This window comes from Collimonas sp. OK307, assembly GCF_900113705.1.
GTDB lineage: Bacteria > Pseudomonadota > Gammaproteobacteria > Burkholderiales > Burkholderiaceae_D > Collimonas.
Genome location: NZ_FOQI01000007.1, coordinates 49,212 through 72,370 on the forward strand (window position 1 = coordinate 49,212; position 23,159 = coordinate 72,370).

The following is a 23,159-nucleotide window of genomic DNA, read 5'->3' on the forward strand; positions in this document are numbered from 1 at the left end:
TTGCCGCCGACAAGCCGGATTCCGGCTCGCGTCAGATTTTATTTGCTACGGCCAATCACCAGCCCAGCCAGCAAACCGATGGCGGCTGCCACGCTGACGGCTTTCCACGGATTGTCGCCGACATATTCATCGGTCACATGCGCCGCGTGCTTAGTGTGCGCCACCGCTTTTTTAGTGGCTTTCGGCAGCTCTGTTTTAGCAGTTTCCAGTGCCGCTTTCAATTTTTCACGCGCCGAATTGTATTTTTTTTCAGCATGATCATGGGTATCGTCGAGCAGGGTTTCTGCTTCCTTGATCACGGATTTGAGTTCGCCTGCCAGGTTGTCGCGCATCTCTTTTACGTTGTCGTTGGTAGTAGCCATGTTTGCCTCTTCAATGTGGATTGCGGGGAAAGATGTTGTCTAATATACCATCATAAGTTGCATCTTATTGTTATGCGGTTATCTTAATGCGTAGTCCAGAGCAATCCCGCCAAATACTGCCGCCCCCAGCCAGTTATTGTGGCGAAAGGCGGCAAAGCAGCCGGCGCGCTCGCGCGTGCGGATCAAACGGTAGTGGTAAACGGCGCAACCGGCCGCCAGCAGCATGCCGGCGCTAAACCAGCCGCGTAAGCCGAATTGCCAGCCTACAGCAAATACTAATCCCAAACTGAGCGCATAACAAAGCATGATTGCCAGCACATCGTAACGGCCGAAGGTAATCGCCGAAGTCCGGATGCCGATCTTGAGGTCGTCGTCGCGGTCGACCATGGCGTATTCGGTGTCGTAGGCGACGGCCCAGAATACGTTGGCGAGCAATAGCAGCCAGGCGGCCGCTGGCACCGTGCCTTGTGTGGCGGCGAATCCCATTGGTATACCGAAGCCGAAGGCGATGCCGAGATAGGCCTGTGGAATGGCGAAGAAACGCTTGAAGTAGGGATAGCTGCCGGCCACGATCACTGCGATCACGGACAATTCCTTGGTCAGCGTATTCAGCGGCAGGATCAACAACAGCGACAGCAGCGTCAGTACCACGGCAACCATCACCGCTTCCCAGGCGGCGATTTTGCCGCTGGTTAGAGGACGGTCGGCGGTACGCTTGACGTGTTTGTCAAAATCCCTGTCGGCGAAATCGTTGATCGCGCACCCGGCTGAGCGCATCAATGCTGTGCCAAGGCAAAAAATAACGACCAGGGTCCAGGCCGGTTTGCCGTCGGCCGCCAGCCATAAGGCGGCCAGGGTCGGCCAAAGCAGTAGCAGGATGCCGATCGGTTTGTTGGCGCGGATCAGCAGGAAATAGAGTTTGAGACGATTCATTGCAGTTTGTGCGATTGGCGTTGCCGTCAGGCGGCAGCGGGTAAGACATGAGCGGGAAAAGTCACAGGATCGGACACGGGATTGAAGAATGCCTTGGGCGGAAGCGTTGCTCGACCCAAGGCATCAGATGCTTACTTCTTCTTTGATTAACCCTCGACAGCAAGTGCGTCATGCAGCAAGGTCACGCCTTTCAGGCCGCAATCCAGCACTGCCTTTTGCACCGCTTCGATGGCGGCATGGCGGGTGAAGCTTTTGCGCCAGACAATCACCACCCGGCGCGATGGCCCCGGCGCGGTAAACGGTACGTAGCGCAGCATGCCGTCCTTGGCGCCGATATCGGGCACCGAGGCTTGCGGCAGCACTGTAATGCCGATGCCGGACGCCACCATATGACGGATTGTTTCCAGCGACGAACCTTCGAAGGTGCGCGCAATGCCATCGCCGGCAGTCGAAAAGCGCGACATTTCAGGACATACTTCCAGCACCTGGTCGCGGAAACAATGGCCATTGCCAAGCAACAGCATGGTTTCCGATTTGAGATCCTGGGCGCTGATACTGGCGCGGTCAGCCCAGGCATGATGCTTGGGTAACGCTACCACGAACGGCTCGTCGTACAGAGGTTGCACCATGAGGCCATGTTCTGGAAACGGCAGGGCGATGATGGCGGCATCCAACTCACCTTGACGCAGCAGTTCCAGCAGGCGCACGGTGAAATTTTCCTGCAGTACCAGCGGCATTTGCGGCACTTGCTCGATCATGGTTTTCACCAGCGGCGGCAGCAGGTACGGGCCGACGGTATAGATGATGCCCAGCCGCAGAGGGCCGGCCAGGGGATCTTTGTTCTGGTTGGCGATTTCGCGGATAGTGGCGGTTTGCTCCAGCACCCGTTCGGCCTGTGCCACGATCTGCGAACCCAGAGGCGTCACTGAAATTTCCGTGCCGCCCCGTTCGAAAATCACGACACCCAGTTCGTCTTCCAGTTTCTTGATCGCTACTGAGAGAGTGGGTTGCGCCACGAAACATGCTTCTGCAGCATGGCCAAAATGCTTGACGCGGGCAACCGCGACGATATATTTGAGTTCGGTCAGTGTCATGTTGTTATCTTCGCATATTTTTTGATGGAGATTGTATCTCCATGTTTCAGTAGCATTTTTACATGCTCGGCACCGTTTGCTGCCAGTACTGGTCAAACTTTCAAAAAATCTTCCCGCCCGCCCAGCCAGCGCGCCAGATGGGCGCTGACAGTGGCCTGCTTGGCCGGTGTCGGATCTTGCAGCAGCGTCTGCGCCAGATCACGGGCACGGTCAACCAGCCACTGGTCGGTGGTCAGGTCGGCGAAGCGCAACATGGCCTGGCCAGACTGGCGCGCTCCCAGGAATTCACCGGGGCCGCGGATTTCCAGGTCGCGCCGGGCTATTTCAAAGCCATCCGTGGTCTCGCGCATGGTCATCAGGCGCTGCTTGGCGATATGACCGAGCGGGCTTTGGTATAACAGCAAGCATACGCTGGCTGCAGAACCGCGTCCAACCCGCCCGCGTAGCTGATGCAGTTGCGATAATCCGAAGCGTTCCGCATGCTCGATCACCATCAGCGAAGCGTTGGGAACGTCGACTCCGACTTCAATCACGGTGGTGGCCACCAGCACATGGCAGGCGCCAGCGCTGAAGGCATCCATCACTTCCTGTTTCTCGGCTTGCTTGAGGCGGCCGTGGACCAGGCCGATCCGCAAGTCGGACAGGGCTTCCACCAGCATCGCATAGGTCTCGGTCGCGGTTTGCAGCTGCAAGGCTTCCGATTCTTCGATTAGCGGACAGACCCAGTAAGCCTGCCTGCCGTCCTGCACCGCCGCATGCACCCTTTCGATCACTTCGTCGCGCCGCATCTGGTTGACCGCGCGGGTGACGATCGGGGTGCGGCCGGGCGGCAGTTCGTCGATCACCGAGATTTCCAGGTCGGCGTAATAAGTCATCGCCAAGGTCCGCGGGATAGGCGTGGCGCTCATCATCAATTGATGTGGTACGACTGCAACCGCGCTTTTTTCGGCGGCCTCGTTGCCGCCATTCTCGGAGGTGGTTTTATTGCGTAGCGCCAGTCGCTGGCCAACGCCAAAACGATGCTGTTCGTCGACGATCACCAGGCCAAGCCTGGCAAATTGTACGCTGTCCTGGATCAAGGCATGGGTGCCGATCACCAGTTGTGCTTCGCCTGATTCGATCATGGCCAGGGACGCCAGCTTTTCTTTCTTTTTCAGGCTGCCGGTGAGCCACGCCACGCGCACGCCAAGCGGCTCCATCCAGGCCGCAATCTTGCGGAAATGCTGGTCTGCAAGGATTTCAGTCGGGGCCATCAACACGGCTTGATAACCGCTGTCGATGGCTTGCGCAGCGGCCAGCGCGGCAACCACGGTTTTGCCACTGCCGACATCGCCCTGTAGCAAGCGCTGCATGGGAAATGAAGCGCGCAGGTCGACACTGATTTCGGCCACGACCCGTTGTTGCGCCTTGGTCAGGCTGAACGGCAGCGTGGCTAGAAACGCTGCCGACAATTGTCCGACCACCGGCAACGCACGGGCATTCTTGGCGCGGCGTGCAACCTGGGCCCGTTTCAATGACAGCTGCTGGGCCAGCAACTCGTCGAATTTCATGCGTACCCAGGCCGGATGGGAACGATCCTCCAGCGCATGCTCGTCGACTTCCGGCGGCGGGTTGTGCAGCAGGCGCACTGCCGTTTCGAAGGGCATCAATTGCTGGGCTGCCAGTTGTGCCGGAGATAAGGTGTCGCGCCATTCGATGTGCTGCATGGCATCGGCGATGGCTTTGCGCAGGAAAACCTGCGACAAACCTTCACCGGCAGGGTAGACCGGGGTCAGGACGTCCGGCAGCGGAGCGCCTTCCAGCACCACTTTATAATTGGGATGGACCACCTCGGCGCCGAAAAAGCCGTGGCGGATCTCGCCGCGTGCGCGGACCCGAGTGCCAACTGCCAGCTGTTTGGTCTGGCTACCGTAAAAATTCAGGAAACGCATCACCAGTTGGCCGCTGTCGTCGGCAATGGTGACGATCAGTTGCCGCCGCGGCCGGTACTGGATATCGCAGGCTGTGACGACGCCTTCAACTTGCGCTACGCTAGTGCCCATCATGCCGGCTTGCTGGATCGCGATAATCTCGGTTTCGTCCTCATAGCGCAGCGGCAGGTGCAAAACCAGGTCCATGTCCGTGCGCAGCCCCAGCTTTTCCAGCTTGCTGGCACGCGTATTGGCGACCGGTGCAGAAGGGGCGGGTGTGGCAGGTTTTCGCTTCGGAGCGGGCATATCGGACTGTTATTGGGTGGCAGGGAGCTACAGGGCGTAAAATAGCGGGTTTGCTTATGCAAAGGTAGCAAACCAGGCATCAAGTTGCTGCATCCCTGTCTAGGGTGGATTTCAGCGTTTGCCATTGTAAAGCCTATAGCCGTATTGGCAACCGGGTGTGAGCCGCCCCGACTGTTATTTCATTATTTATCCGAACATGCATTCTCTTTCCGATTACGATTTCGACCTGCCGCCAGAACTGATCGCGCAAACGCCGCTATCCGAGCGCAGTGCCTCGCGCCTGCTGCATATAGACGGCGAACAATTCATTGACCGTCAGTTTGCCGACATTGTCGATCTCCTGAATCCAGGCGATCTGCTGGTGTTTAACGATACCCGGGTGCTCAAGGCGCGCTTCTTCGGCGTCAAGGAAACCGGCGGCAAGGTTGAAGTACTGGTCGAGCGCGTAGTCGATAACCGTACCGTGCATGCCCAGGTGCGCGCCTCGAAATCCCCGTCGGCCGGCACCAGGATCTGCCTGGCCGAGGCGTTTGAGGTGGTCGTGGGTGAGCGCGTCGGCGAATTTTATACGTTAGTGTTCCCGGCCGATGTATTCGAACTGATCGAGACCCATGGCCGTTTGCCTCTGCCGCCATATATCGAGCACGATGCCGATGCTTTCGACGAAACCCGTTATCAAACAGTCTATGCCAAGCATGCCGGCGCCGTGGCTGCGCCCACTGCCGGCCTGCATTTCGACCAGGCTTTGCTGGAACGCCTGCAGCAAAAGGGCATCGGGTTTGCTTATGTCACGCTGCATGTCGGCGCTGGCACTTTCCAGCCGGTGCGCAGCGAGAATCTGGCCGAACACAAGATGCATAGCGAGTGGTATACGATCACTGAAGCTACGGTTGATGCCGTGCGGGCGACCAGGGCTGCCGGCGGCAAAGTGGTCGCGGTAGGAACTACCAGCTTGCGCGCGCTGGAGTCAGCCTCGCAATCCGGTGCTTTGCAGGCCGGCAGTGCGGATACCGCATTGTTCATCACGCCCGGCTATACCTTTAAGACGGTTGACCGCCTGATCACCAATTTTCATTTGCCGAAATCGACCTTGCTGATGCTGGTATCCGCCTTTGCCGGTTACGACTGCATCCGCTCTGCTTACGCCCATGCCATTGCACAGCGCTATCGCTTCTTCAGTTACGGCGACGCGATGCTGCTTACTAATAACGTTTGATCCTGATTATTGAAGATTGCCACTACCCATGCTTGAATTCACGCTGCTAAAAACCGAAGGAAAGGCCCGTCGCGGCCGTCTCAAACTCAACCACGGCGTTGTCGAAACGCCGATTTTCATGCCGGTCGGCACCTATGGTTCGGTGAAGGCGATGTCGCCGCTGGAGCTGGTCGAGATCGAGGCCCAGATCATTCTCGGCAATACCTTCCATCTATGGCTGCGGCCGGGCAACGACGTCATCGAAAAATTCGGCGGCCTGCACAAGTTCATGGGTTGGGACAAGCCGATCCTGACCGATTCGGGCGGTTTCCAGGTGTTTTCGCTGGGCGCCATGCGCAAGATTACCGAAGAGGGCGTCAAGTTCTCTTCGCCGATCAATGGCGACAAACTGTTCCTCTCGCCTGAAGTGTCGATGCAGATCCAGAAAATCCTGAATTCCGACATCGTGATGCAGTTCGATGAATGCACACCGTATGAAATCGACGGCCGGCCGGCTACCAGCGACGAGGCAGCACAATCGATGCGGATGTCGCTGCGCTGGGCCAAGCGTTCAAAGAGCGAGTTCGACCAGCTGGAAAATCCGAATGCGCTGTTTGGCATCGTCCAGGGCGGCATGTACGAGCATTTGCGCGATGAGTCGCTGGCCGGCTTGCAGGACGTCGGTTTCAACGGTATCGCCATAGGCGGCCTGTCGGTGGGTGAGCCGAAAGAAGAAATGATGCGCGTGCTGGCGCATATCGGGCCGCAACTGCCGGCCGATAAGCCGCACTATCTGATGGGTGTCGGCACGCCGGAGGATCTGGTGGCCGGGGTTGAGAACGGCGTTGACATGTTCGACTGTGTGATGCCTACCCGCAACGCGCGCAACGGCTGGTTGTTTACCCGTTTCGGCGATCTGAAGATCAAGAATGCCCGCTACAAGGAAGATGAAAAGCCGCTGGACGAGACTTGCGGCTGCTATGCATGCCGCAATTTCTCGCGCGCTTACTTGCATCATCTGCATCGCACCGGCGAAATCCTTGGCGCGCGGCTGAATACGATTCACAATCTTCACTATTACCTGGATCTGATGAAAAATATCAGAAATGCCCTGGATGTCGGCCAATTCAGCGTGTTTGTGAAGCAATTCCATGTGGACCGGGCGCGCGGCGTATAAGGTTGCCAGTGAGGGGCGCAGGTGGAAGTGCTAATAAGTAAATTGTTGGTAAAACATCTTAAAAATATCTATTTTTGCAACTATTTTTAGGTAAAAGAGTCTATGACAGCTGGTTCCAGCTGCCTCGGGATAGTGCGCCGCGGCAGGCTGAGCTGATTTTCCCGGCAATAAATGGCAACGGGCGACATACCGGGCGGTTGTACGCCGCTACCCAATGCTAGAATGCTGGGCTATTTTCAAACTACTACTTGGAGCAACTCGTGTTCATTATTTCCAATGCATATGCGCAAGCTGCACCTGCAGCTACCGCTGCCACCGGCCCACTGGGCCTGAGCGGCAACCTGACCAGCTTCTTGCCGATCATCCTGATGTTCGTAGTGTTGTACTTCTTGATGATTCGCCCGCAAATGAAGCGTCAGAAGGAGCAAAAAGCCATGATGGAAGCACTCGGCAAGGGCGATGAAGTCGTCACGGCCGGCGGCATGCTGGGCAAGATCACTAAAGTTGCCGACGGCTACATCACCCTGGAAATCGCCAGCGGTACTGAAGTTGTAGTGCAAAAGGGTTCGGTCACCACCTTGCTGCCAAAGGGCACAATCAAGACGGCACTGTAAAATTTGCCCTGATTGATGGAATGAGAGCATCCGGATGGGTGCTCTCGTTACTTGTCAGGTATGTTGTCAAATACAGAAAAGAGCCCCGCAGCGAAATCCGCTCAGGGCATCGGCAGCCTCACACACAAGCAAGAGACTCATCTGATCTTGAGACTCGCACAGAACGCTGAATCACTATGAATCGCTATCCTCTCTGGAAATATATTCTGATCGTCATCGCGCTGCTGTTTGGCGTGCTGTACACCATACCGAATCTCTTTGGCGAATCGCCTGCGGTACAGGTGAGCAGCGGCAAATCGACCTTGAAGGTCGACAGCTCGCTGGCTGACCAGGTTTCGCAGGTGCTGCAACAAGGTAATCTGGCGACGGACAGTGTCACTTTCGAGACCGCCGGCGCCCAAGGCACGGTGCGCGCCCGTTTCCACGATACCGATACCCAGTTCAAGGCCAAGGCTTTGCTGGAGCAAAACCTGAATACCGACCCGACCGATCCGGTCTACGTGGTCGCCTTCAACCTGGTGCCGAATACGCCGCACTGGCTGCAAGCCATCCACGCATTCCCGATGTATCTGGGCCTCGATTTGCGCGGCGGCGTGCACTTCCTGATGCAGGTCGATACCAAGGCGGTCATCAACAAGCGCTTGCAGGGTTTGCAAGCCAGCGCCCGTAGTGAATTGCGCGACAAGGATATTCGCTACAGCGGCATCAACCGCAATGGCGACGCCATCGAAATCAGTTTCCGCGACCAGGCTATCTTGGAAAAGGCGCGCAACATATTGGTGCCGCAACTGTCTGAAATGCTGATCCAGGTGGCGCCGGCGGTTGCCGGCTCCGACCCGATGCTGACCGCATCGCTGAAGCCGGAAGCGCTCAAGCAGATTGTCGATAACGGCGTCACCCAAAACATCACGACCTTGTCGAAACGGGTTAATGAACTGGGCGTGAGCGAGCCGATCATCCAGCGCCAGGGTGCTGACCGCATCGTAGTGCAAATGCCAGGCGTGCAAGACGTTTCGCGCGCCAAGGACATTATCGGCCGTACCGCCACGCTGGAAGTACGCATGGTGGATGAGTCGGTGACTCGCGGTACGGAAGCTACCGCTGCCGTACCTTTCGGCTCCGAACTGTTCAAGGTCGGCAAGAATGCGCCGGTGGTGCTGTACAAGGATCCTGTACTGACTGGCGACTATATCTCCAGCGCTGCAGTCAGCTTCGACCAGAACCAGCAACCGGCAGTCAGCATCGACCTTAATGGCGACGGCGGCCGCAAGATGCGAGACGCTACCCGAGGCAAGGTTGGCAAGGCGATGGCGATCGTGCTGTTTGAAAAAGGCAAGGGCGAAGTCCTGACCGTGGCGACGATTCAAAGCGAATTGGGTTCGCGCTTCCAGATCACCGGCATGGGTTCGCCGGAAGCGGCGGCCGACCTGGCGCTGCTGTTGCGCGCCGGCTCGCTGGCAGCACCGATGACGATCATCGAAGAACGCACCATCGGCCCGCAACTGGGCGCCGAGAACATCAAGAAGGGTTTTGATTCGACCATGTACGGCTTCGCCGTCATCGCCGTTTTCATGATCATCTACTACATGTTGTTCGGTCTGTTCAGCGTACTCGCCCTGTCGGTCAACCTGTTGCTGCTGATTGCGGTGCTGTCGACTTTGCAGGCAACGCTGACCTTGCCGGGTATCGCCGCGATTGCGCTGACCCTCGGTATTGCGATCGACGCCAACGTGCTGGTGAATGAACGTATCCGCGAAGAACTGCGCAACGGCAATTCACCGCAGGCAGCGATTTCCATCGGTTTCGACCGCGCCTGGGCCACCATTCTCGACTCGAACGTGACGACATTGATTGCCGGCCTGGCGCTGTTGATTTTCGGTTCCGGTGCGATCCGCGGTTTTGCAGTAGTGCATTGCCTCGGTATCCTGACTTCGATTTTCTCAGCGGTCTTCGTTTCGCGTGGTTTCGCCAATCTTTGGTACGGCCGCAAGAAGAAACTGACTAGCTTGTCGATTGGCCAGATCTGGAAGCCGAACGCTTGATTGATTTGCAACTAAGCTGCTGCAACTAAGCCGCAGCCAAGCTGCAAGCGGATATTGAATAACGTTGTGGCCGCATTGGCATCCATGGATGCGCGGCCACACAGGTAAGAACCAATGGTGTGAACCAAAAGGAATGTGATGGAACTTTTCCGTATCAAAAAAGATATTCCGTTCATGCGCCATGCATTGATATTCAATGCGATCTCGGCGCTGACGTTTGTATTCGCCGTATTCTTCCTGTTCTCGAAAGGCCTGCATCTGTCGATCGAGTTTACCGGCGGTACGGTAATCGAAGTCGCCTACAGCAAACCGGCCAATATCGAGGGCATACGCAAGACGGTTGAGGGCATTGGTTATACCGATAACCAGGTCACCAATTTCGGCACCGCGCAAGATGTGATGATTCGCCTGCCTGCAAAAAAGGGTGAAAATTCCAATGAGCAAAGCGCTACCGTACTGAAAGCCTTGCAGCAGCGGGACCCCGATGTCCAGTTGAAACGCACCGAGTTCGTCGGACCGCAGGTGGGTGACGAACTGGCGCATGACGGCTTGATGGCGCTGCTGTTCGTGGTGATCGGCATCATGATTTACCTGGCCATCCGCTTCGAATGGAAATACGCGGTAGCCGCGATTATCGCCAACTTGCATGACGTGGTGATCATCCTGGGCTTCTTCGCATTCTTCCAATGGGAATTCTCGTTGACTGTATTGGCGGCGATCCTGGCGGTATTGGGTTATTCGGTGAATGAATCGGTGGTTGTGTTCGACCGGGTACGCGAAACTTTCCGTGATCGCCGCTTCGGCAAACTGGCGGTTTCGGATGTGATGAACCATGCAATCACCAGCACGATTTCCCGTACCATCATCACGCACGGCAGTACTGAAATCATGGTGTTGTCGATGTTCGTGTTCGGCGGCCCTGCATTGCATTATTTCGCACTGGCGCTGACTATCGGTATTCTGTTCGGTATCTACTCTTCGGTGTTCGTGGCAGCGGCTGTGGCAATGTGGCTTGGCGTCAAACGTGAAGACATGATCAAGCCGATCAAGGAAAAAGACGAGACTGACGGCGCTGTAGTGTAAGGCGTTGCAGTTATAAAAAAAACCAGCCTTCGGGCTGGTTTTTTTTGGTCCGACGAAATGAACGCCGGATGCGGTACTTTAGATTTTCTTCGCCAGCAATGCCGCATGTCCGATGTAGTTGGACGGCGTCATGGCCAGCAGATGGTCTTTGGCTTCCTGCGGAATTTCCAGCTTGAGGATGAACTCGCGCAGGGCGTCTTTGGAGATGCCTTTGCCGCGTGTCAGTTCTTTCAGCTGCTCGTACGGGTTCTCGATGCCGTAGCGGCGCATCACGGTTTGCACCGGCTCGGCCAGCACTTCCCAGGTTGCGTCCAGATCGTCCGCCAGGCGGCCCGGATTGACTTCCAGCTTGTTCAAGCCGCGCAGGCAGCTATCGTAAGCCAGGATCGCGTAACCGAGGCCGACGCCGATATTACGCAGCACGGTGGAGTCGGTCAGGTCACGCTGCCAGCGCGACAGCGGCAGCTTTTCCGACATGTGCTTGAGCACGGCGTTGGCCATGCCCAGGTTGCCTTCGGAGTTCTCGAAATCGATCGGGTTGACCTTGTGCGGCATGGTCGACGAACCGATTTCGCCAGCCTTGGTGCGTTGTTTGAAAAAGCCGAGCGAGATGTAGCCCCAGATATCGCGATTCAGGTCGAGCAGGATGGTGTTGGTGCGGCTGATGGCATCGAACAGTTCGGCCATGTAGTCATGCGGTTCGATCTGGATGGTATAGGGATTGAACACCAGGCCCAGACGCTGTTCGATCACATTCTTCGAGAAATTTTCCCAGTCGAAATCGGGATAGGCCGACAGGTGGGCGTTGTAATTGCCGACCGCGCCGTTCATCTTGCCCAGGACTTCCACCGCAGCGATACGTTTCACCGCACGTTGCAGGCGCGCCACGACGTTAGCCATTTCCTTGCCGAGCGTAGTCGGGCTGGCTGGCTGGCCATGGGTGCGCGACATCATCGGCAAATCGGCATTGGTGTGCGCCAGCTCAGTCAGCTTGGCGATCACTTGTTGCAAGGCTGGCAGCAGCACGGTATCGCGCGCGGCTTTGAGCATCATGCCGTGCGAGGTGTTGTTGATGTCTTCCGAGGTGCAGGCGAAGTGGATGAATTCAGATGCTGCGACCAGTTCCGGTACATCCTTGACTTGTTCCTTGAGCCAGTATTCAACCGCTTTGACGTCGTGGTTGGTGACGGCTTCGATGGCCTTGATGCGTTCTGCATCAGCTTCAGTGAAATCGCTTGCCAGTTTATCTAGCAGTGCACTGGCGCTGGCGGAGAACGGTTTGATCTCGGCGAAGCCGGCACTCGACAGCGCTTGCAGCCAGGCGATTTCAACCTTGACCCGGTGGTGCATGAAACCGGCTTCAGACAGGATCGGGCGCAGCTTATCGGTTTTGGCGGCGTAGCGGCCATCCAGCGGGGACAGGGCGGAAAGCGTGGTAAGAGACATGATAATGATGACTATAGAGGTGAGTGAAGATAGGGCTGGCGCGCCAGTTGTTTCTGTTTTGCAACTGCACAGCGTCGCTATAGGTGCGAAAGACAACCAATCTGGAATTCTAACAACAACGTCTGGCAAAAGCGCAAGGCAAAAACGCAAGGCAAAAACAAGCTAAACCGAATTTTACCATTGGCACCGTGGTAAATATGCCGCTTTGCACACGGGCAGGGTCGGTGATGAACAAAGTGGCAGGGGGCGAATGCTATAATCAGCCAACATTTTTTACAATAAGTGACATATGAAGCTGATCGGTTCCTTAGGTAGTCCTTTTGTTCGCAAAGTTCGTGTTGTCATGGCGGAAAAGAAGCTTGATTACGACTTTGTGCTGGACGATGTCTGGGCTGCCGACACCAAGATCCAGGCTTCCAATCCGTTGGGCAAGGTACCTTGCCTGGTGATGGAAGATGGCGGCGCCATGTTCGATTCGCACGTGATCGTCGAATATCTTGACACCCTGACACCGGTTGGCAAGTTGATCCCGATCAACAGCCGCGAGCGTTCCGAAGTGAAATGCTGGGAAGCGCTGGCCGATGGCGTGCTGGATGCCGGTGTATTGATCCGCCTGGAAAACAACCTGCGGCCTGAAGAGCTGCGCAGCCAAGCCTGGATCGATCGTCAACAACGCAAGATCGACGCCGGCCTGAAAGCGATGGCGGCGGGTCTGGCGGAAAAGCCATTCTGCTCCGGCACCCATTATTCGCTGGCTGATGTTGCTGTTGGTTGCGCGCTGGGCTGGCTCAGCTTCCGTTTTCCGGACATTACCTGGCGCGAAGATTATCCGACGCTGGCCAAGCTGTTTGATAAATTATCTGAACGTCAGTCGTTCAAGGATACCGTTCCGCAATAATTTGTACGCTGCAAATTAGCCAATGCATTAAAATCATCAACCATGACTACGCAGAATTCTCATTCCACTTGCCAGCTTGCCCGTTGCGGTGCAGTGGCATTGTGCCGCGTAGTTAAAGCAGAAAAACAGCAGCTCATCTGACCGGAGCTCGCTGTTCCGTCAGATGGGCGACGGAACAGCAGGCTTTCGGATAAATCTCTCCCTCCCGCACGCAAACTCCTTCGCACTTCTGAACGGACCCATGACGGTCAACTCAGTTAATTTTTTTCAGGAGTGTTGTGATGTCAATCTTTACTGGTATCTGGGTGGCGCTGGTCACCCCTTTTTCCGATGGCCAAGTCGATCATCCGGCTTTGCGCAAGCTGGTGCGGCACTATGCCGAAGCTGGCGTGAGTGGACTGGTGGCGCTCGGCACCACCGGCGAAGCCGCCGCGCTGGACCAGCTTGAGCAACAGGCGGTGGTGCACACCGTATTGGATGCCGCGGCCGGCTTGCCGGTCATTGTCGGTTTGGGCGACAATCATAGTGGGCAGTTGCACCAAAACCTGCGGCAGTTTAGCGAGCGGGACAGGGACATCGCCGGCTTTTTGATTCCCGCACCTTGTTATGTGCGGCCGTCACAGCAAGGCATTATCGATCACTTCACCCGCCTGGCCGACGCCAGCCCGGTGCCGCTGGTGCTGTATGACATTCCCTACCGCACCGGCGTGCAGATCGAACTGCAGACTCTGTTGACACTCGCCGCGCATCCGCAGATACAGGCGGTCAAAGATTGCAGCGGATCGATAGCCACCACCCAGGCACTGATCGCGGACGGTCGCCTGCAAGTGCTGGCGGGAGAAGACATCAACATCTTCAACAGCCTGTGCATGGGCGGCAGCGGCGCCATTTCGGCATCGGTGAATGTCTGCCCGCAACGGTTCGTGGCGCTGTACCGTGCGGTAGTCGAGCAGCGTTTGCACGACGCCCGCGCCATTTTCCATGAACTGGCGCCGTTGATTCGGATGATGTTTGCAGAGCCAAGTCCGGGGCCGGTGAAGGCATTGCTGGCGCAGCAGGGATGGATCCGCGACGAGCTGCGCGCGCCGATGACGGCAGCCAGCCCGCCGTTGCAGGCGCAGCTACGCCAGCTGCATCTGGCTCAGAGCGAATCCTGCTGAGACTGCTGATTGGTCGCCAGGCTATTTTTTTTCGGAGCGAAGAAAGTCGACGGCGACTGGCCGAAGGTTTTCCGGAACATGGCGGAGAAGGCCGACTGGCTGGCGTAACCCAGTTCGGCCGCCACCAGCGACAGCGGCATGCCACGCGCGATCATCGGCGCCGCGTGCGCCAACCTGATCTGCTGCCGCCATTGACCGAAAGTCATGCCCAGGTCGCGCTCGAACAGGCGCGCCAGAGTTCTCTCCGAAGCACCAACCTGCTCTGACCAGTCAGCCAGCGTCTTGCTTGAATCGGGTGTTTCCATCAGTGCCTGGCAGATCGCCTGCAGGCGTTTTTCAGTCGGCAGGGAGATGCGTATGCCGGGTGTTCTTGCCGCGGCCAGTTCGTCCAGTATCAATTGGCTGAGCAGCGACTCGCGCAGGCTGTCGTCTTCGGCTTGCGACAGCGCCACAATCAGTTCACGCAACAAGCCCGACACTTCCAGCACAATGCAGTCCTGGCCGTGAAACGGCGCCGCATCGGGATGGACATACAAGGCTCGCAACTGCGATTTTTCGATGGTCGCCATTTCATGCTCCACGTACGGTGGAATCCAGATGGCCCGCAGCGGCGGCACGATCCAGGTGCTGTTGCCCACACTCACCCGTAATACGCCTTCCGGCGCATAGGTGACCTGGCCCCAGGGATGGGAGTGGGCGCGCAGCAATTCGGCGGCGGCAAGGTTACGGGCGCGCAAGCGTACCGGGTGCTGTGCATCCGGCACGACATCGACCAAGCCTATCTTGGTATGGGTAAGTATTTGTACGGGCATGATGATGGAATGGCAGAAACACGACAAATTATGTCTTTCTATCTTAAAACAGTCTCGGCTTTTTTGCTTACACTGATGCCTTGCGAATGAGAAAGAGTTATTGCAACGGCTGACCAGGCTGCTTTTCATCTCATTTGCGCCTTATTCCAACTAGCCATTCCATCACCATGCAAACCGCTGCCAAGCAGATTTCCCCCACGCTGGGATCGCACGATGCCGAAAAAACCGGTTTTCGCGTATTGGGCGCCATCAGTTTTGCCCATTTCCTGAATGACATGATCCAGTCGCTGATCTTGTCGATCTATCCGCTGCTGAAAGGTAATTTCAATCTCAGCTTTGCGCAGATCGGCCTGATTACCCTGACCTACCAAATTACCGCATCGATCTTGCAACCGCTGGTGGGGTTGTACACCGATAAACATCCTAAGCCGTATTCGCTGGCATTGGGCATGGGCTTTACCCTGGTGGGCTTGCTGATCTTGTCGGTTGCGCCTAGCTACGGCATCTTGCTGTTCGCCGCAGCTCTGGTCGGTACCGGTTCATCCATCTTCCATCCCGAGTCGTCGCGCGTGGCGCGCATGGCTTCCGGCGGGCGCCACGGGCTGGCGCAGTCGATATTCCAGGTTGGCGGCAATGCCGGCAGTTCCATGGGGCCGTTGCTGGCGGCATGGATTGTGATTCCGCACGGACAGACCAGCATCGCCTGGTTTTCAGCAGCTGCGTTGCTGGCGATTGTGGTGCTGTGGCAGATCGGTAACTGGTACAAGCGCAAGCGTATGGAGGCCAAAGGCAAGCCAGCTAAAGTAAAGCAGCACTATGTGGCGCTGCCGCGCAAAAAGGTCATGTTCTCGATCGGTATCTTGCTGATGCTGGTTTTCTCGAAATATTTTTACATGGCCAGCCTGAGCAGCTACTTCACGTTTTACCTGATCGATAAATTCCAGCTGTCGGTGCAATCGGCTCAGCTGCATTTGTTTGTATTCCTGTTCGCGGTGGCTGCCGGTACCGTGCTGGGCGGCCCGATTGGCGACAAGGTTGGCCGCAAGCTGGTGATATGGGTATCGATTCTGGGCGTGGCGCCATTTACCCTCATGCTGCCGTATGCGAATCTGTTCTGGACCGGCGTGCTGACGGTGGTGATCGGCGTGATCCTGGCTTCCGCATTCTCGGCCATCCTGGTATTCGCCCAAGAGCTGGTGCCTGGCAAAGTTGGTACCGTGTCAGGTCTGTTCTTCGGGTTTGCCTTCGGCATGGGCGGTATCGGCGCCGCCGCCCTGGGTCAGCTGGCAGACATGACGAGCATCCGTTTTGTCTATCAGGTCTGCTCTTTCCTGCCATTGATCGGATTGCTGGCGGCGTTCTTGCCGAATCTTGAGGGGCATCGGCGAAAAGTTGCTGGCTGATTGGAAATTCACGTAAAAAAAGCGCGCTGTCGAAAGCGCGCTTTTCTTCTATCTGCTACCGCATTACGGCATCGCTGTATTATTTCTTCTGCTTGGCCACCCACTGCTCCAGCGCCTGCAGCGTATTGCTGACATGTTTATCCGGGTCCAGGCTGCTGTATTCGTAAATGATGCTGCCGTTGGGAGCGATCACATACGATACCCGGTCGGCGTAGCTGGTTTTGGAGAGCAGCACCGAATCGTAGGACTTCATGATCTTCTGGTCCTGATCGGCGGCAACCGGAAATTTACTGCGGCATTCGCTGACTGAAAATTTGTTGAGCGTGTCGATGTTGTCGGCCGAAACGCCGATTACGGTAGCGCCGAGCGCTTTGTACTTGTCGACCGCATTGGCAAACAAGTGGGCCTCAATGGTGCAACCCTTGGTGAACGCGGCGGGATAAAAATAGAGCACTACCGGGCCTTTTTTCAGCTCGTCCGCCAGCGAATAGCTGAATACCTTGCCGCCGAGCGAGGCCTGGGTCGTAAATGGTGTAGCTTGTTCGCCAGCCTTGAGGGCGGCAAAGGCCGGCGCTGCAACAGCACTGCAAACCAATAAAGCGGCAATCAATCGTTTCATGAGGACTCCTGGTTAAAGATAGGTAGCATCATGCGTCGAGATCGCAACGTTGTCCAATCTCATGTTCAGTTTGCACGGGAGACCAGCTGCTTAGCGGCCATGCCAGCCACCACCACCACCCCAGCCTCTGCCGCCCCAGCCACGCGAGTAGCCAATACCGATATCCACGCTTGGTGCTACATAAACCGGTGCCGGAGCATAGTAGCCGCCACCGTAATAGCCACCGCCATAACCGCCGCCATAATATGCGTCACCACCGTACGGATAGGCGACGCAGCCGCCTAGCAGCAAGGTTGTGCCCAGCAAGGTTACACCTATTAAAAGTCGCTTGTTCATAAGGCTCTCCATCCATTGTTCTAATACAAATTGGATATAAGCCTAGCAGATTAGTTCAGATTGGGAAGAGTGATGTGTATCACGTGAAATCTGTGATGGTGGGGAGTATGCTTGAATAAGCTTTGATATAAGGAGGTAATTCAAGGATTTTTCCCTATACCCCGCCCAGTATCGATGCGGGGCATAGGAATTGATGTGCTACTTTTACAATCGGTAACCAAATTCACGATGAAATCGATCATCGATTTCGGCGCGGCTAGGTGTGTGATTCTGCGGGCCCTGATGGGCAATCTTGATGCTGCCCAACAAGCTGGAGAGACGACCGGTGGTGGCCCAGTCCATGCCGTTGCTCAAGCCATACAGCATGCCGGCGCGGAAAGCGTCGCCGCAGCCGGTAGGATCCAGCACTTGTTCGGCCTTAACGCAAGGAATGTCGATTTTTCCGCCAGCGGTGAATATCTCCGCGCCGAGTTCGCCACGGGTCACTACCAGCGCCGATACGCGCTCGGCAATTTGCGGCAGTGACAAGCCGGTGCGTGAAGCCAGCATTTCGGCTTCGTAATCATTCATGGCGATGTAGGTCGAGAGTTCGATGAAGTGCTTCAGTTCGTCGCCGTTGAACATCGGCATGCCCTGGCCCGGATCAAAGATCAGCGGGATGCCCAGCGCCACGCAGTCGGCAGCGTGTTGCAGCATGCCGTCACGGCCATCGGGAGCAACGATCGCCAGTTTGACCGGACCGGCATCGGCCACTTTGTTTTCGTGCGAGTAGGTCATCGCACCTGGATGGAAGGCGGTGATCTGGTTGTTGTCGGAGTCGGTGGTAATGAAACATTGCGCGGTGTAGATCGATTCGATGGTGCGCACGGTTTTGCGCGAAATACCTTGTCGATCCAGTCTCTCAAGATAGTCACCGCCATCGTGGCCGACGGTGGCCATGATCTGCGGATCCCCGCCCAGCAGCTTCAGGTTGTAAGCGATATTACCGGCGCAACCGCCAAAGTCGCGGCGCATGGTTGGCACCAGGAACGAGACGCTGATCTTGTGCAACTGATCCGCCAGCAACGAATCCGAGAAACGTCCCGGGAATTGCATGATGACGTCGAAAGCCAGTGAACCGCAGATGAGAGAGGACATATTATATTTTTTTGGACAGGGTTTAAACGTAGGGTGGGTACGCAGTGCCCACGCGTGAATTTACAACATCTACGAGACGATTAACGATACCGAGTTTAGCATTACGGATAATACAGATATACCCGGTAACCCGATGCTTTCAGCTGCAATAGCTCAAACCCCAGTTTCACAGGCTGTTCCTGGTCACTGCCGAAACCCTGGGCCGGACTGATCGATGCGTTCAAATAGTCGTGAGGCGCAAATACCCTCCGCACTATCGCCTTCTCATTCGCATCGTTCAAGGTCAGCTCGATGTTGGGCCAGGCTTGCACTGTGTCGCTGCGATTGCGCAGCAACAGGTTGAGTGAAAACAGATTGCGCGCCGGATCCACTGCTTGCAGTTCATTAGCCTCGATCGAAATACTGTCGATTTTCATAGGCAGGTCAATCGTACAGCCGATTTTCGCACAGGCGCTGACCAGCGCCGGCTTGAACTGCGGCATGCGCGCCGCCAGCTGGTCACGGAAAAAATAGGTCGACTGCCCAATCAATCCAACTAGCAATAGTGCGCCTATGCCCCACATGGCTCCACGCAGCGGGCCGCCGAGGCGCTGCCTGCGTCGCGCGCTCAGGACGAAGTCCGGTTCATCGCTGACATCCAGCTCGGGTTCGGCGGTTTTCTCGCGGTTTTTCTTTTTTCTGCTGTTTTCGCTGCTGTCGGTCGCGTTCGAGGAGGCTGCAGCTGCGGCGTTCTTTTCTCCGCGCCATGGCTTACGCTGAAGCTCATCGATGATGCGATCCAGCTCGTCATCGTCGCTGTGCGCGGTACCATCTTTCGCTCCGGTTTTTGCCGGCAACGGGTAATCGTCTTGCCCCGCAACGTGCATCAAGGTCATGCGCGCCATCTGATGATCTTCGTCATCGCCATGGGTATCGTCTACATGGCGATGCCAGACATTCGGCGCCTGCGAACTGGTTGTCGGTTCGTCCGGGTCGGTGGCGGCGGACGGCTTGATCAAGCCGAATGGCGTGTGATGCACATCGGCTGGCGCCGATTGACTGGTTTCTTCAGCGATGCGTAAATCTTCTTCGAGGCCATCAATCGCGGCTTCTACCCGATCCGACGCCGTGATCTTCGTTTCGGGTGCGTTTTGAGGTGTGCTTTGAGGCGTGTTAACGACGACCGGCTCGCTGATGCTTATTGTCGGTAGCGGGCGATCGGTTGCAAGCGCCGCTGCCGGCATTGGTTCTGGCACCGGCTCCTGCCGCGGTGCGATGTGAACCGCAGGTAGCGCTTCATCATGTTGAGGTTCTGCTACGGCAGCCTGGTCGGAGTCGAGGGTATGGGTTTGAACGGTGTTGACTTCTTGCTCTGGCGCCGCTGCAGGTGTAGCCACCGGCGCTGCCAATGGCGCTGCCAATGGCTTTGCCACTTCGGGCCGCACCAGGTGTTCGATACCGTTGAAGACTTCGCGGCAGCTGCCGCAGCGTACCAGGCCGCCGCGCAGCTTCAGCTGGTCATTGGCGACCCGAAAGGTGGTTTGACAATGCGGACATTGGGTCGCGAGCGCCATGGCGTGCTGCTTACTTCAGGCTTCCGGACAGCGCTACCCAGCCATCCTGTTCTGCCCAGACGGTCAATGGAATCCACTGCGCGTAGGCGGCAATGACATCATCTGCCTGCTCTGCCAGCACGCCGGACAGGGTCAGGCTACCGCCGGCCGCGATGCGGCTGCACAGCATCGGCGCCATCAGCTTGAGCGGGCCAGACAGGATGTTGGCCACCACGATGTCGAACACTTGCAGCGGGCTTTTCGTGCTGAAGTCTTCCGGCAGATAGTAGGCGACGTCGCAATGATTGCGTTCGCTGTTGTAACGCGCCGCATCGATCGCGTGCGGGTCGATATCGACGCCGATGACCGTGCTGCTACCGCCGAGTTTCTTGGCAACCATGGCAAGGATGCCCGAGCCGCAACCGTAATCGAGTACCGATTGCGGTTTTTGCAACGGCACATGGATTTCCAGCCACTCCATGCAGAGACGGGTGGTGGGATGGCTGCCGGTGCCGAACGCCAGTCCCGGATCGAGTTCCAGGATCAAGCCATTGGTGTCGGGCGCATCGTGCCAGCTAGGCACCACCCAGATATTCTTGCCGATATGGATCGGTTCAAATTGCGATTGCGTCAGGCGCACCCAGTCTTGTGCCGCGACCGGACGCAAGGAGTAGGGTGGGACTGCGACGCCACAAGCTTTGGCGGCGTTGTTGACGATAGCATCATGATCGGCATCGACCTCGGCCAGAGCCACCACCCGGCTGCGTTGCCAGGCGGCTTCCTTGGGCTCCATGCCGGGTTCGCCGAACAGAGGTTGTTCAGCCGCGGTTCCCAGGTCAGCATCTTCTACCGAAACCGATAAGGCGCCAGCATCCATCAACGCATCAGACAGCGTCTCGGCGTCGCTTAGTGCTACTTCAATAACAATTTCGGTCCAGCTCATCAGATGCCTTACTGTGTGTTGAGGAGTATCACCCGAGGGTGGCGCTCCTTATTTCTTTACGCGCTTATTTCTTTACTGCCTTATCCGTTTCTTTCGCCGCCACCGGCCGTTCGGCCAGCTTGTGCTCCAGATAGTGGATGTTGGTGCCGCCTTCGATGAAACGGGCGTCAATCATCAGTTCGCGATGCAGCTGGATGTTGGTTTGTATGCCTTCCACAACCATTTCCGACAGAGCGATCTGCATCCGCCTGATAGCTTGCTCGCGAGTGGCGCCGTAAGAAATCACCTTGCCTACCATCGAATCGTAATGCGGCGGCACGAAATAGCCTGCATATGCATGCGAATCAACCCGGATGCCAGGGCCGCCAGGTGCATGCCATGACAGGATTTTGCCAGGAGATGGCGTGAATTTGAACGGGTCTTCGGCGTTGATACGGCATTCGATCGCGTGGCCGGACAGCTGGATATCGCGTTGGCGGAAACGCAGCTTTTCGCCGGCCGCAATACGAATCTGTTCCTGCACGATGTCGATGCCGGTGATCATTTCGGTGATCGGATGCTCAACCTGAACCCGGGTATTCATTTCGATGAAGTAGAACTCGCCGTTTTCATACAGGAATTCAAAGGTACCGGCGCCGCGGTAATCCATCTTGCGGCAAGCTTCGGCACAACGATCGCCGATTTTTTCGATGATCTTGCGCGGGATGCCTGGCGCCGGCGCTTCTTCGATAACCTTCTGGTGGCGGCGTTGCATCGAGCAATCGCGTTCACCCAGCCAGACGGCGTTCTTGAACTGGTCGGCGAGGATCTGGATTTCCACGTGGCGCGGATTTTCCAGGTACTTCTCCATATACACTTCCGGATTGCCGAACGCGGCGCCGGCTTCGGTCTTGGTCATGGTGACCGCGTTGGCCAGTGCCGCTTCGGTATGCACCACACGCATGCCGCGTCCGCCGCCGCCGCCGGCTGCCTTGATGATGACCGGATAGCCGATCTTGCGGGCAATCTTGACGACTTCCTTCGGATCGTCCGGCAACGCGCCTTCAGAGCCCGGTACGCAAGGCACGCCGGCACGGATCATCGCTTGTTTGGCAGATACTTTATCGCCCATCAAGCGGATATTCGCCGGCCGCGGGCCGATGAAAACAAAGCCTGATTGCTCAACGCGTTCAGCGAAATCGGCATTTTCGGACAAGAAGCCGTAGCCAGGGTGGATTGCCTCGGCATCGGTGACTTCTGCCGCGCTGATGATGGCTGGCATGTTGAGATAGCTCAGGCTGGACGGCGCAGGGCCGATACAGACCGATTCATCTGCCAGTTTCACATACTTGGCGTCACGATCAGCCTCGGAATGGACCATCACGGTTTTGATGCCCATTTCACGGCAGGCGCGTTGGATGCGCAAGGCGATTTCGCCGCGGTTGGCGATAAGGATTTTTTCAAACATAGTAATTGGTATATGCGTCGCTAAAAGTTAAGCGTTATCAAGCATTGGGTTGGTAACTCAGGCCTCGCATGACTGCGGAAGACGGCTCTGCATTAACAACCAGAACGGCGAGATCCGTATGACGCGGATGCCGCCGTGCAGACTACTCAGTGATGACGTATTAGTATTAATTAGCCAATAATAAACAATGGTTGGCCGAATTCGACCGGCTGGCCGTTTTCCACCAGGATCTTCTTCACTACGCCAGAAACGTCGGCTTCGATTTCATTGAGCAATTTCATTGCTTCGATGATGCACAGGGTGCCGCCTTCTTTGATTTCCGAGCCGATTTCGACAAACGCCGGCGAGCCGGGAGCCGACGAACGGTAGAAAGTGCCGACCATAGGCGATTTGACAATATGGCCTTCCGGCACTACCTCTACCGGTGCCGCTGCAGCCACTGGTGCCTGCGCTGGCGCCGCTACCTGGTATTGGGCAGGGTGTTGTTGTGGTTGCATCATGACAACCTGGTTTTGCTGGGAAGCAGACGACTTGACGATACGGACCTTGCTTTCGCCTTCGGTCACTTCAAGCTCTTCGATGTCTGACTCCGCGACCAGGTCGATCAGCGTTTTGAGTTTTCTCAAATCCATATGCAATCCTTCAGAATATATTAATGAAAAGCTATTTTCGTTTTTTTGACAGACAGACAGCTCAGCGCAGTCGCAAAG

General features: G+C 56.6%; 22 protein-coding genes. 9 read left to right on the forward strand and 13 right to left on the reverse strand.

Translation table 11 applies throughout. From position 1 onward, the window contains the following. Positions 1-38 precede the first annotated feature (38 nt). From BM205_RS10990 to recG, 4 genes are all read right to left on the reverse strand, one after another. Positions 39-362 (reverse strand): ElaB/YgaM/YqjD family protein, encoded by a 324-nt coding sequence (locus BM205_RS10990; protein WP_092414549.1) that lies wholly within the window; start codon positions 360-362, stop codon positions 39-41. A gap of 78 nt (positions 363-440) precedes the next feature. After that, positions 441-1,295: a 4-hydroxybenzoate octaprenyltransferase gene (gene ubiA / locus BM205_RS10995; protein ID WP_092414550.1), complete on the reverse strand. Its 855-nt coding sequence runs from the start codon at positions 1,293-1,295 to the stop codon at positions 441-443. A 146-nt stretch (positions 1,296-1,441) separates the two neighbouring features. Next, on the reverse strand, positions 1,442-2,389 hold the full coding sequence (locus BM205_RS11000) for a LysR substrate-binding domain-containing protein (protein WP_092414551.1): 948 nt from the start codon (positions 2,387-2,389) through the stop codon (positions 1,442-1,444). A gap of 92 nt (positions 2,390-2,481) precedes the next feature. Continuing rightward, a complete protein-coding gene (gene recG, locus BM205_RS11005; RefSeq protein WP_092414552.1) occupies positions 2,482-4,605 on the reverse strand; it encodes an ATP-dependent DNA helicase RecG in 2,124 nt (707 codons plus the stop codon). A gap of 196 nt (positions 4,606-4,801) precedes the next feature. On the opposite strand from recG, the gene queA reads away from it, so the two are divergent. From queA to secF, 5 genes are all read left to right on the forward strand, one after another. After that, a complete protein-coding gene (gene queA, locus BM205_RS11010) occupies positions 4,802-5,821 on the forward strand; it encodes a tRNA preQ1(34) S-adenosylmethionine ribosyltransferase-isomerase QueA (protein ID WP_092414694.1) in 1,020 nt (339 codons plus the stop codon). 28 nt (positions 5,822-5,849) lie between these two features. Next, positions 5,850-6,977, forward strand: coding sequence for a tRNA guanosine(34) transglycosylase Tgt (gene tgt / locus BM205_RS11015; RefSeq protein ID WP_092414553.1), 1,128 nt, complete (start codon positions 5,850-5,852; stop codon positions 6,975-6,977). 260 nt (positions 6,978-7,237) lie between these two features. After that, positions 7,238-7,591 (forward strand): preprotein translocase subunit YajC, encoded by a 354-nt coding sequence (gene yajC, locus BM205_RS11020; RefSeq protein WP_092414554.1) that lies wholly within the window; start codon positions 7,238-7,240, stop codon positions 7,589-7,591. A gap of 176 nt (positions 7,592-7,767) precedes the next feature. Then, positions 7,768-9,633, forward strand: a complete 1,866-nt coding sequence (secD, locus tag BM205_RS11025; protein WP_092414555.1) for a protein translocase subunit SecD — start codon at positions 7,768-7,770, stop codon at positions 9,631-9,633. A gap of 138 nt (positions 9,634-9,771) precedes the next feature. Beyond that, complete coding sequence (secF, locus tag BM205_RS11030; protein ID WP_092414556.1) at positions 9,772-10,716, forward strand: protein translocase subunit SecF; 945 nt, start codon at positions 9,772-9,774, stop codon at positions 10,714-10,716. A gap of 78 nt (positions 10,717-10,794) precedes the next feature. Here secF and purB read toward each other — a convergent pair whose 3' ends face one another. Further along, positions 10,795-12,162: an adenylosuccinate lyase gene (purB, locus tag BM205_RS11035; protein WP_092414557.1), complete on the reverse strand. Its 1,368-nt coding sequence runs from the start codon at positions 12,160-12,162 to the stop codon at positions 10,795-10,797. A gap of 4 nt (positions 12,163-12,166) precedes the next feature. Between purB and BM205_RS24275 the strand changes: the two genes are divergently transcribed. From BM205_RS24275 to dapA, 3 genes are all read left to right on the forward strand, one after another. Continuing rightward, positions 12,167-12,328, forward strand: a complete 162-nt coding sequence (locus BM205_RS24275) for a hypothetical protein (protein WP_175511241.1) — start codon at positions 12,167-12,169, stop codon at positions 12,326-12,328. 123 nt (positions 12,329-12,451) lie between these two features. After that, on the forward strand, positions 12,452-13,060 hold the full coding sequence (locus BM205_RS11040) for a glutathione S-transferase C-terminal domain-containing protein (protein WP_092414558.1): 609 nt from the start codon (positions 12,452-12,454) through the stop codon (positions 13,058-13,060). A 281-nt stretch (positions 13,061-13,341) separates the two neighbouring features. Then, positions 13,342-14,220, forward strand: coding sequence for a 4-hydroxy-tetrahydrodipicolinate synthase (gene dapA, locus BM205_RS11045; protein WP_092414559.1), 879 nt, complete (start codon positions 13,342-13,344; stop codon positions 14,218-14,220). Here dapA and BM205_RS11050 read toward each other — a convergent pair. After that, entirely contained in the window at positions 14,202-15,032 is an 831-nt protein-coding gene (locus tag BM205_RS11050) for an AraC family transcriptional regulator (protein ID WP_175511242.1), read from the reverse strand. The two genes, dapA and BM205_RS11050, sit on opposite strands and share 19 nt — an antisense overlap. Positions 15,033-15,199: 167 nt before the next feature. Between BM205_RS11050 and BM205_RS11055 the strand changes: the two genes are divergently transcribed. Next, a complete protein-coding gene (locus tag BM205_RS11055; protein ID WP_092414561.1) occupies positions 15,200-16,435 on the forward strand; it encodes an MFS transporter in 1,236 nt (411 codons plus the stop codon). A 79-nt stretch (positions 16,436-16,514) separates the two neighbouring features. On the opposite strand, the gene BM205_RS11060 is transcribed toward BM205_RS11055, so the two are convergent. The 7 genes from BM205_RS11060 to accB form a co-directional block, all read right to left on the reverse strand. Then, entirely contained in the window at positions 16,515-17,054 is a 540-nt protein-coding gene (locus BM205_RS11060; RefSeq protein WP_092414562.1) for a peroxiredoxin, read from the reverse strand. A gap of 90 nt (positions 17,055-17,144) precedes the next feature. Beyond that, positions 17,145-17,390, reverse strand: a complete 246-nt coding sequence (locus BM205_RS11065; RefSeq protein ID WP_092414563.1) for a hypothetical protein — start codon at positions 17,388-17,390, stop codon at positions 17,145-17,147. Positions 17,391-17,594: 204 nt separating this feature from the next. After that, a complete protein-coding gene (locus BM205_RS11070; RefSeq protein ID WP_092414564.1) occupies positions 17,595-18,527 on the reverse strand; it encodes a carbohydrate kinase family protein in 933 nt (310 codons plus the stop codon). A gap of 101 nt (positions 18,528-18,628) precedes the next feature. Next, positions 18,629-20,080, reverse strand: coding sequence for a DUF3426 domain-containing protein (locus BM205_RS11075; protein WP_092414565.1), 1,452 nt, complete (start codon positions 20,078-20,080; stop codon positions 18,629-18,631). A 10-nt stretch (positions 20,081-20,090) separates the two neighbouring features. Beyond that, positions 20,091-21,002 carry a 50S ribosomal protein L11 methyltransferase gene (prmA, locus tag BM205_RS11080; protein WP_092414566.1) on the reverse strand — a complete coding sequence of 304 codons (912 nt, stop codon included), beginning with the start codon at positions 21,000-21,002 and terminating at the stop codon, positions 20,091-20,093. A gap of 64 nt (positions 21,003-21,066) precedes the next feature. Beyond that, the gene (gene accC / locus BM205_RS11085) at positions 21,067-22,449 is read right to left on the reverse strand and encodes an acetyl-CoA carboxylase biotin carboxylase subunit (RefSeq protein ID WP_092414567.1); all 1,383 of its coding nucleotides are present in this window, start codon (positions 22,447-22,449) and stop codon (positions 21,067-21,069) included. Between the two features lie 170 nt (positions 22,450-22,619). Further along, a complete protein-coding gene (gene accB / locus BM205_RS11090) occupies positions 22,620-23,081 on the reverse strand; it encodes an acetyl-CoA carboxylase biotin carboxyl carrier protein (protein ID WP_092414568.1) in 462 nt (153 codons plus the stop codon). Between the last annotated feature and the right edge of the window lie 78 nt (positions 23,082-23,159).

What these genes read in the sequence shown, in the direction of transcription:
- secD (WP_092414555.1), top strand. Translation starts at nt 7,768, where the DNA reads ATGAATCGCTATCCTCTCTGGAAATATATTCTGATCGTCATCGCGCTG.
- BM205_RS11070 (WP_092414564.1), bottom strand. Translation starts at nt 18,527, where the DNA reads ATGTCCTCTCTCATCTGCGGTTCACTGGCTTTCGACGTCATCATGCAA.
- tgt (WP_092414553.1), top strand. Translation starts at nt 5,850, where the DNA reads ATGCTTGAATTCACGCTGCTAAAAACCGAAGGAAAGGCCCGTCGCGGC.
- BM205_RS11075 (WP_092414565.1), bottom strand. Translation starts at nt 20,080, where the DNA reads ATGGCGCTCGCGACCCAATGTCCGCATTGTCAAACCACCTTTCGGGTC.
- recG (WP_092414552.1), bottom strand. Translation starts at nt 4,605, where the DNA reads ATGCCCGCTCCGAAGCGAAAACCTGCCACACCCGCCCCTTCTGCACCG.
- dapA (WP_092414559.1), top strand. Translation starts at nt 13,342, where the DNA reads ATGTCAATCTTTACTGGTATCTGGGTGGCGCTGGTCACCCCTTTTTCC.
- BM205_RS11065 (WP_092414563.1), bottom strand. Translation starts at nt 17,390, where the DNA reads ATGAACAAGCGACTTTTAATAGGTGTAACCTTGCTGGGCACAACCTTG.
- BM205_RS11000 (WP_092414551.1), bottom strand. Translation starts at nt 2,389, where the DNA reads ATGACACTGACCGAACTCAAATATATCGTCGCGGTTGCCCGCGTCAAG.
- purB (WP_092414557.1), bottom strand. Translation starts at nt 12,162, where the DNA reads ATGTCTCTTACCACGCTTTCCGCCCTGTCCCCGCTGGATGGCCGCTAC.
- BM205_RS24275 (WP_175511241.1), top strand. Translation starts at nt 12,167, where the DNA reads ATGATGACTATAGAGGTGAGTGAAGATAGGGCTGGCGCGCCAGTTGTT.
- BM205_RS10990 (WP_092414549.1), bottom strand. Translation starts at nt 362, where the DNA reads ATGGCTACTACCAACGACAACGTAAAAGAGATGCGCGACAACCTGGCA.
- BM205_RS11055 (WP_092414561.1), top strand. Translation starts at nt 15,200, where the DNA reads ATGCAAACCGCTGCCAAGCAGATTTCCCCCACGCTGGGATCGCACGAT.
- BM205_RS11040 (WP_092414558.1), top strand. Translation starts at nt 12,452, where the DNA reads ATGAAGCTGATCGGTTCCTTAGGTAGTCCTTTTGTTCGCAAAGTTCGT.
- prmA (WP_092414566.1), bottom strand. Translation starts at nt 21,002, where the DNA reads ATGAGCTGGACCGAAATTGTTATTGAAGTAGCACTAAGCGACGCCGAG.
- BM205_RS11050 (WP_175511242.1), bottom strand. Translation starts at nt 15,032, where the DNA reads ATGCCCGTACAAATACTTACCCATACCAAGATAGGCTTGGTCGATGTC.
- BM205_RS11060 (WP_092414562.1), bottom strand. Translation starts at nt 17,054, where the DNA reads ATGAAACGATTGATTGCCGCTTTATTGGTTTGCAGTGCTGTTGCAGCG.
- ubiA (WP_092414550.1), bottom strand. Translation starts at nt 1,295, where the DNA reads ATGAATCGTCTCAAACTCTATTTCCTGCTGATCCGCGCCAACAAACCG.
- queA (WP_092414694.1), top strand. Translation starts at nt 4,802, where the DNA reads ATGCATTCTCTTTCCGATTACGATTTCGACCTGCCGCCAGAACTGATC.
- accB (WP_092414568.1), bottom strand. Translation starts at nt 23,081, where the DNA reads ATGGATTTGAGAAAACTCAAAACGCTGATCGACCTGGTCGCGGAGTCA.
- accC (WP_092414567.1), bottom strand. Translation starts at nt 22,449, where the DNA reads ATGTTTGAAAAAATCCTTATCGCCAACCGCGGCGAAATCGCCTTGCGC.
- secF (WP_092414556.1), top strand. Translation starts at nt 9,772, where the DNA reads ATGGAACTTTTCCGTATCAAAAAAGATATTCCGTTCATGCGCCATGCA.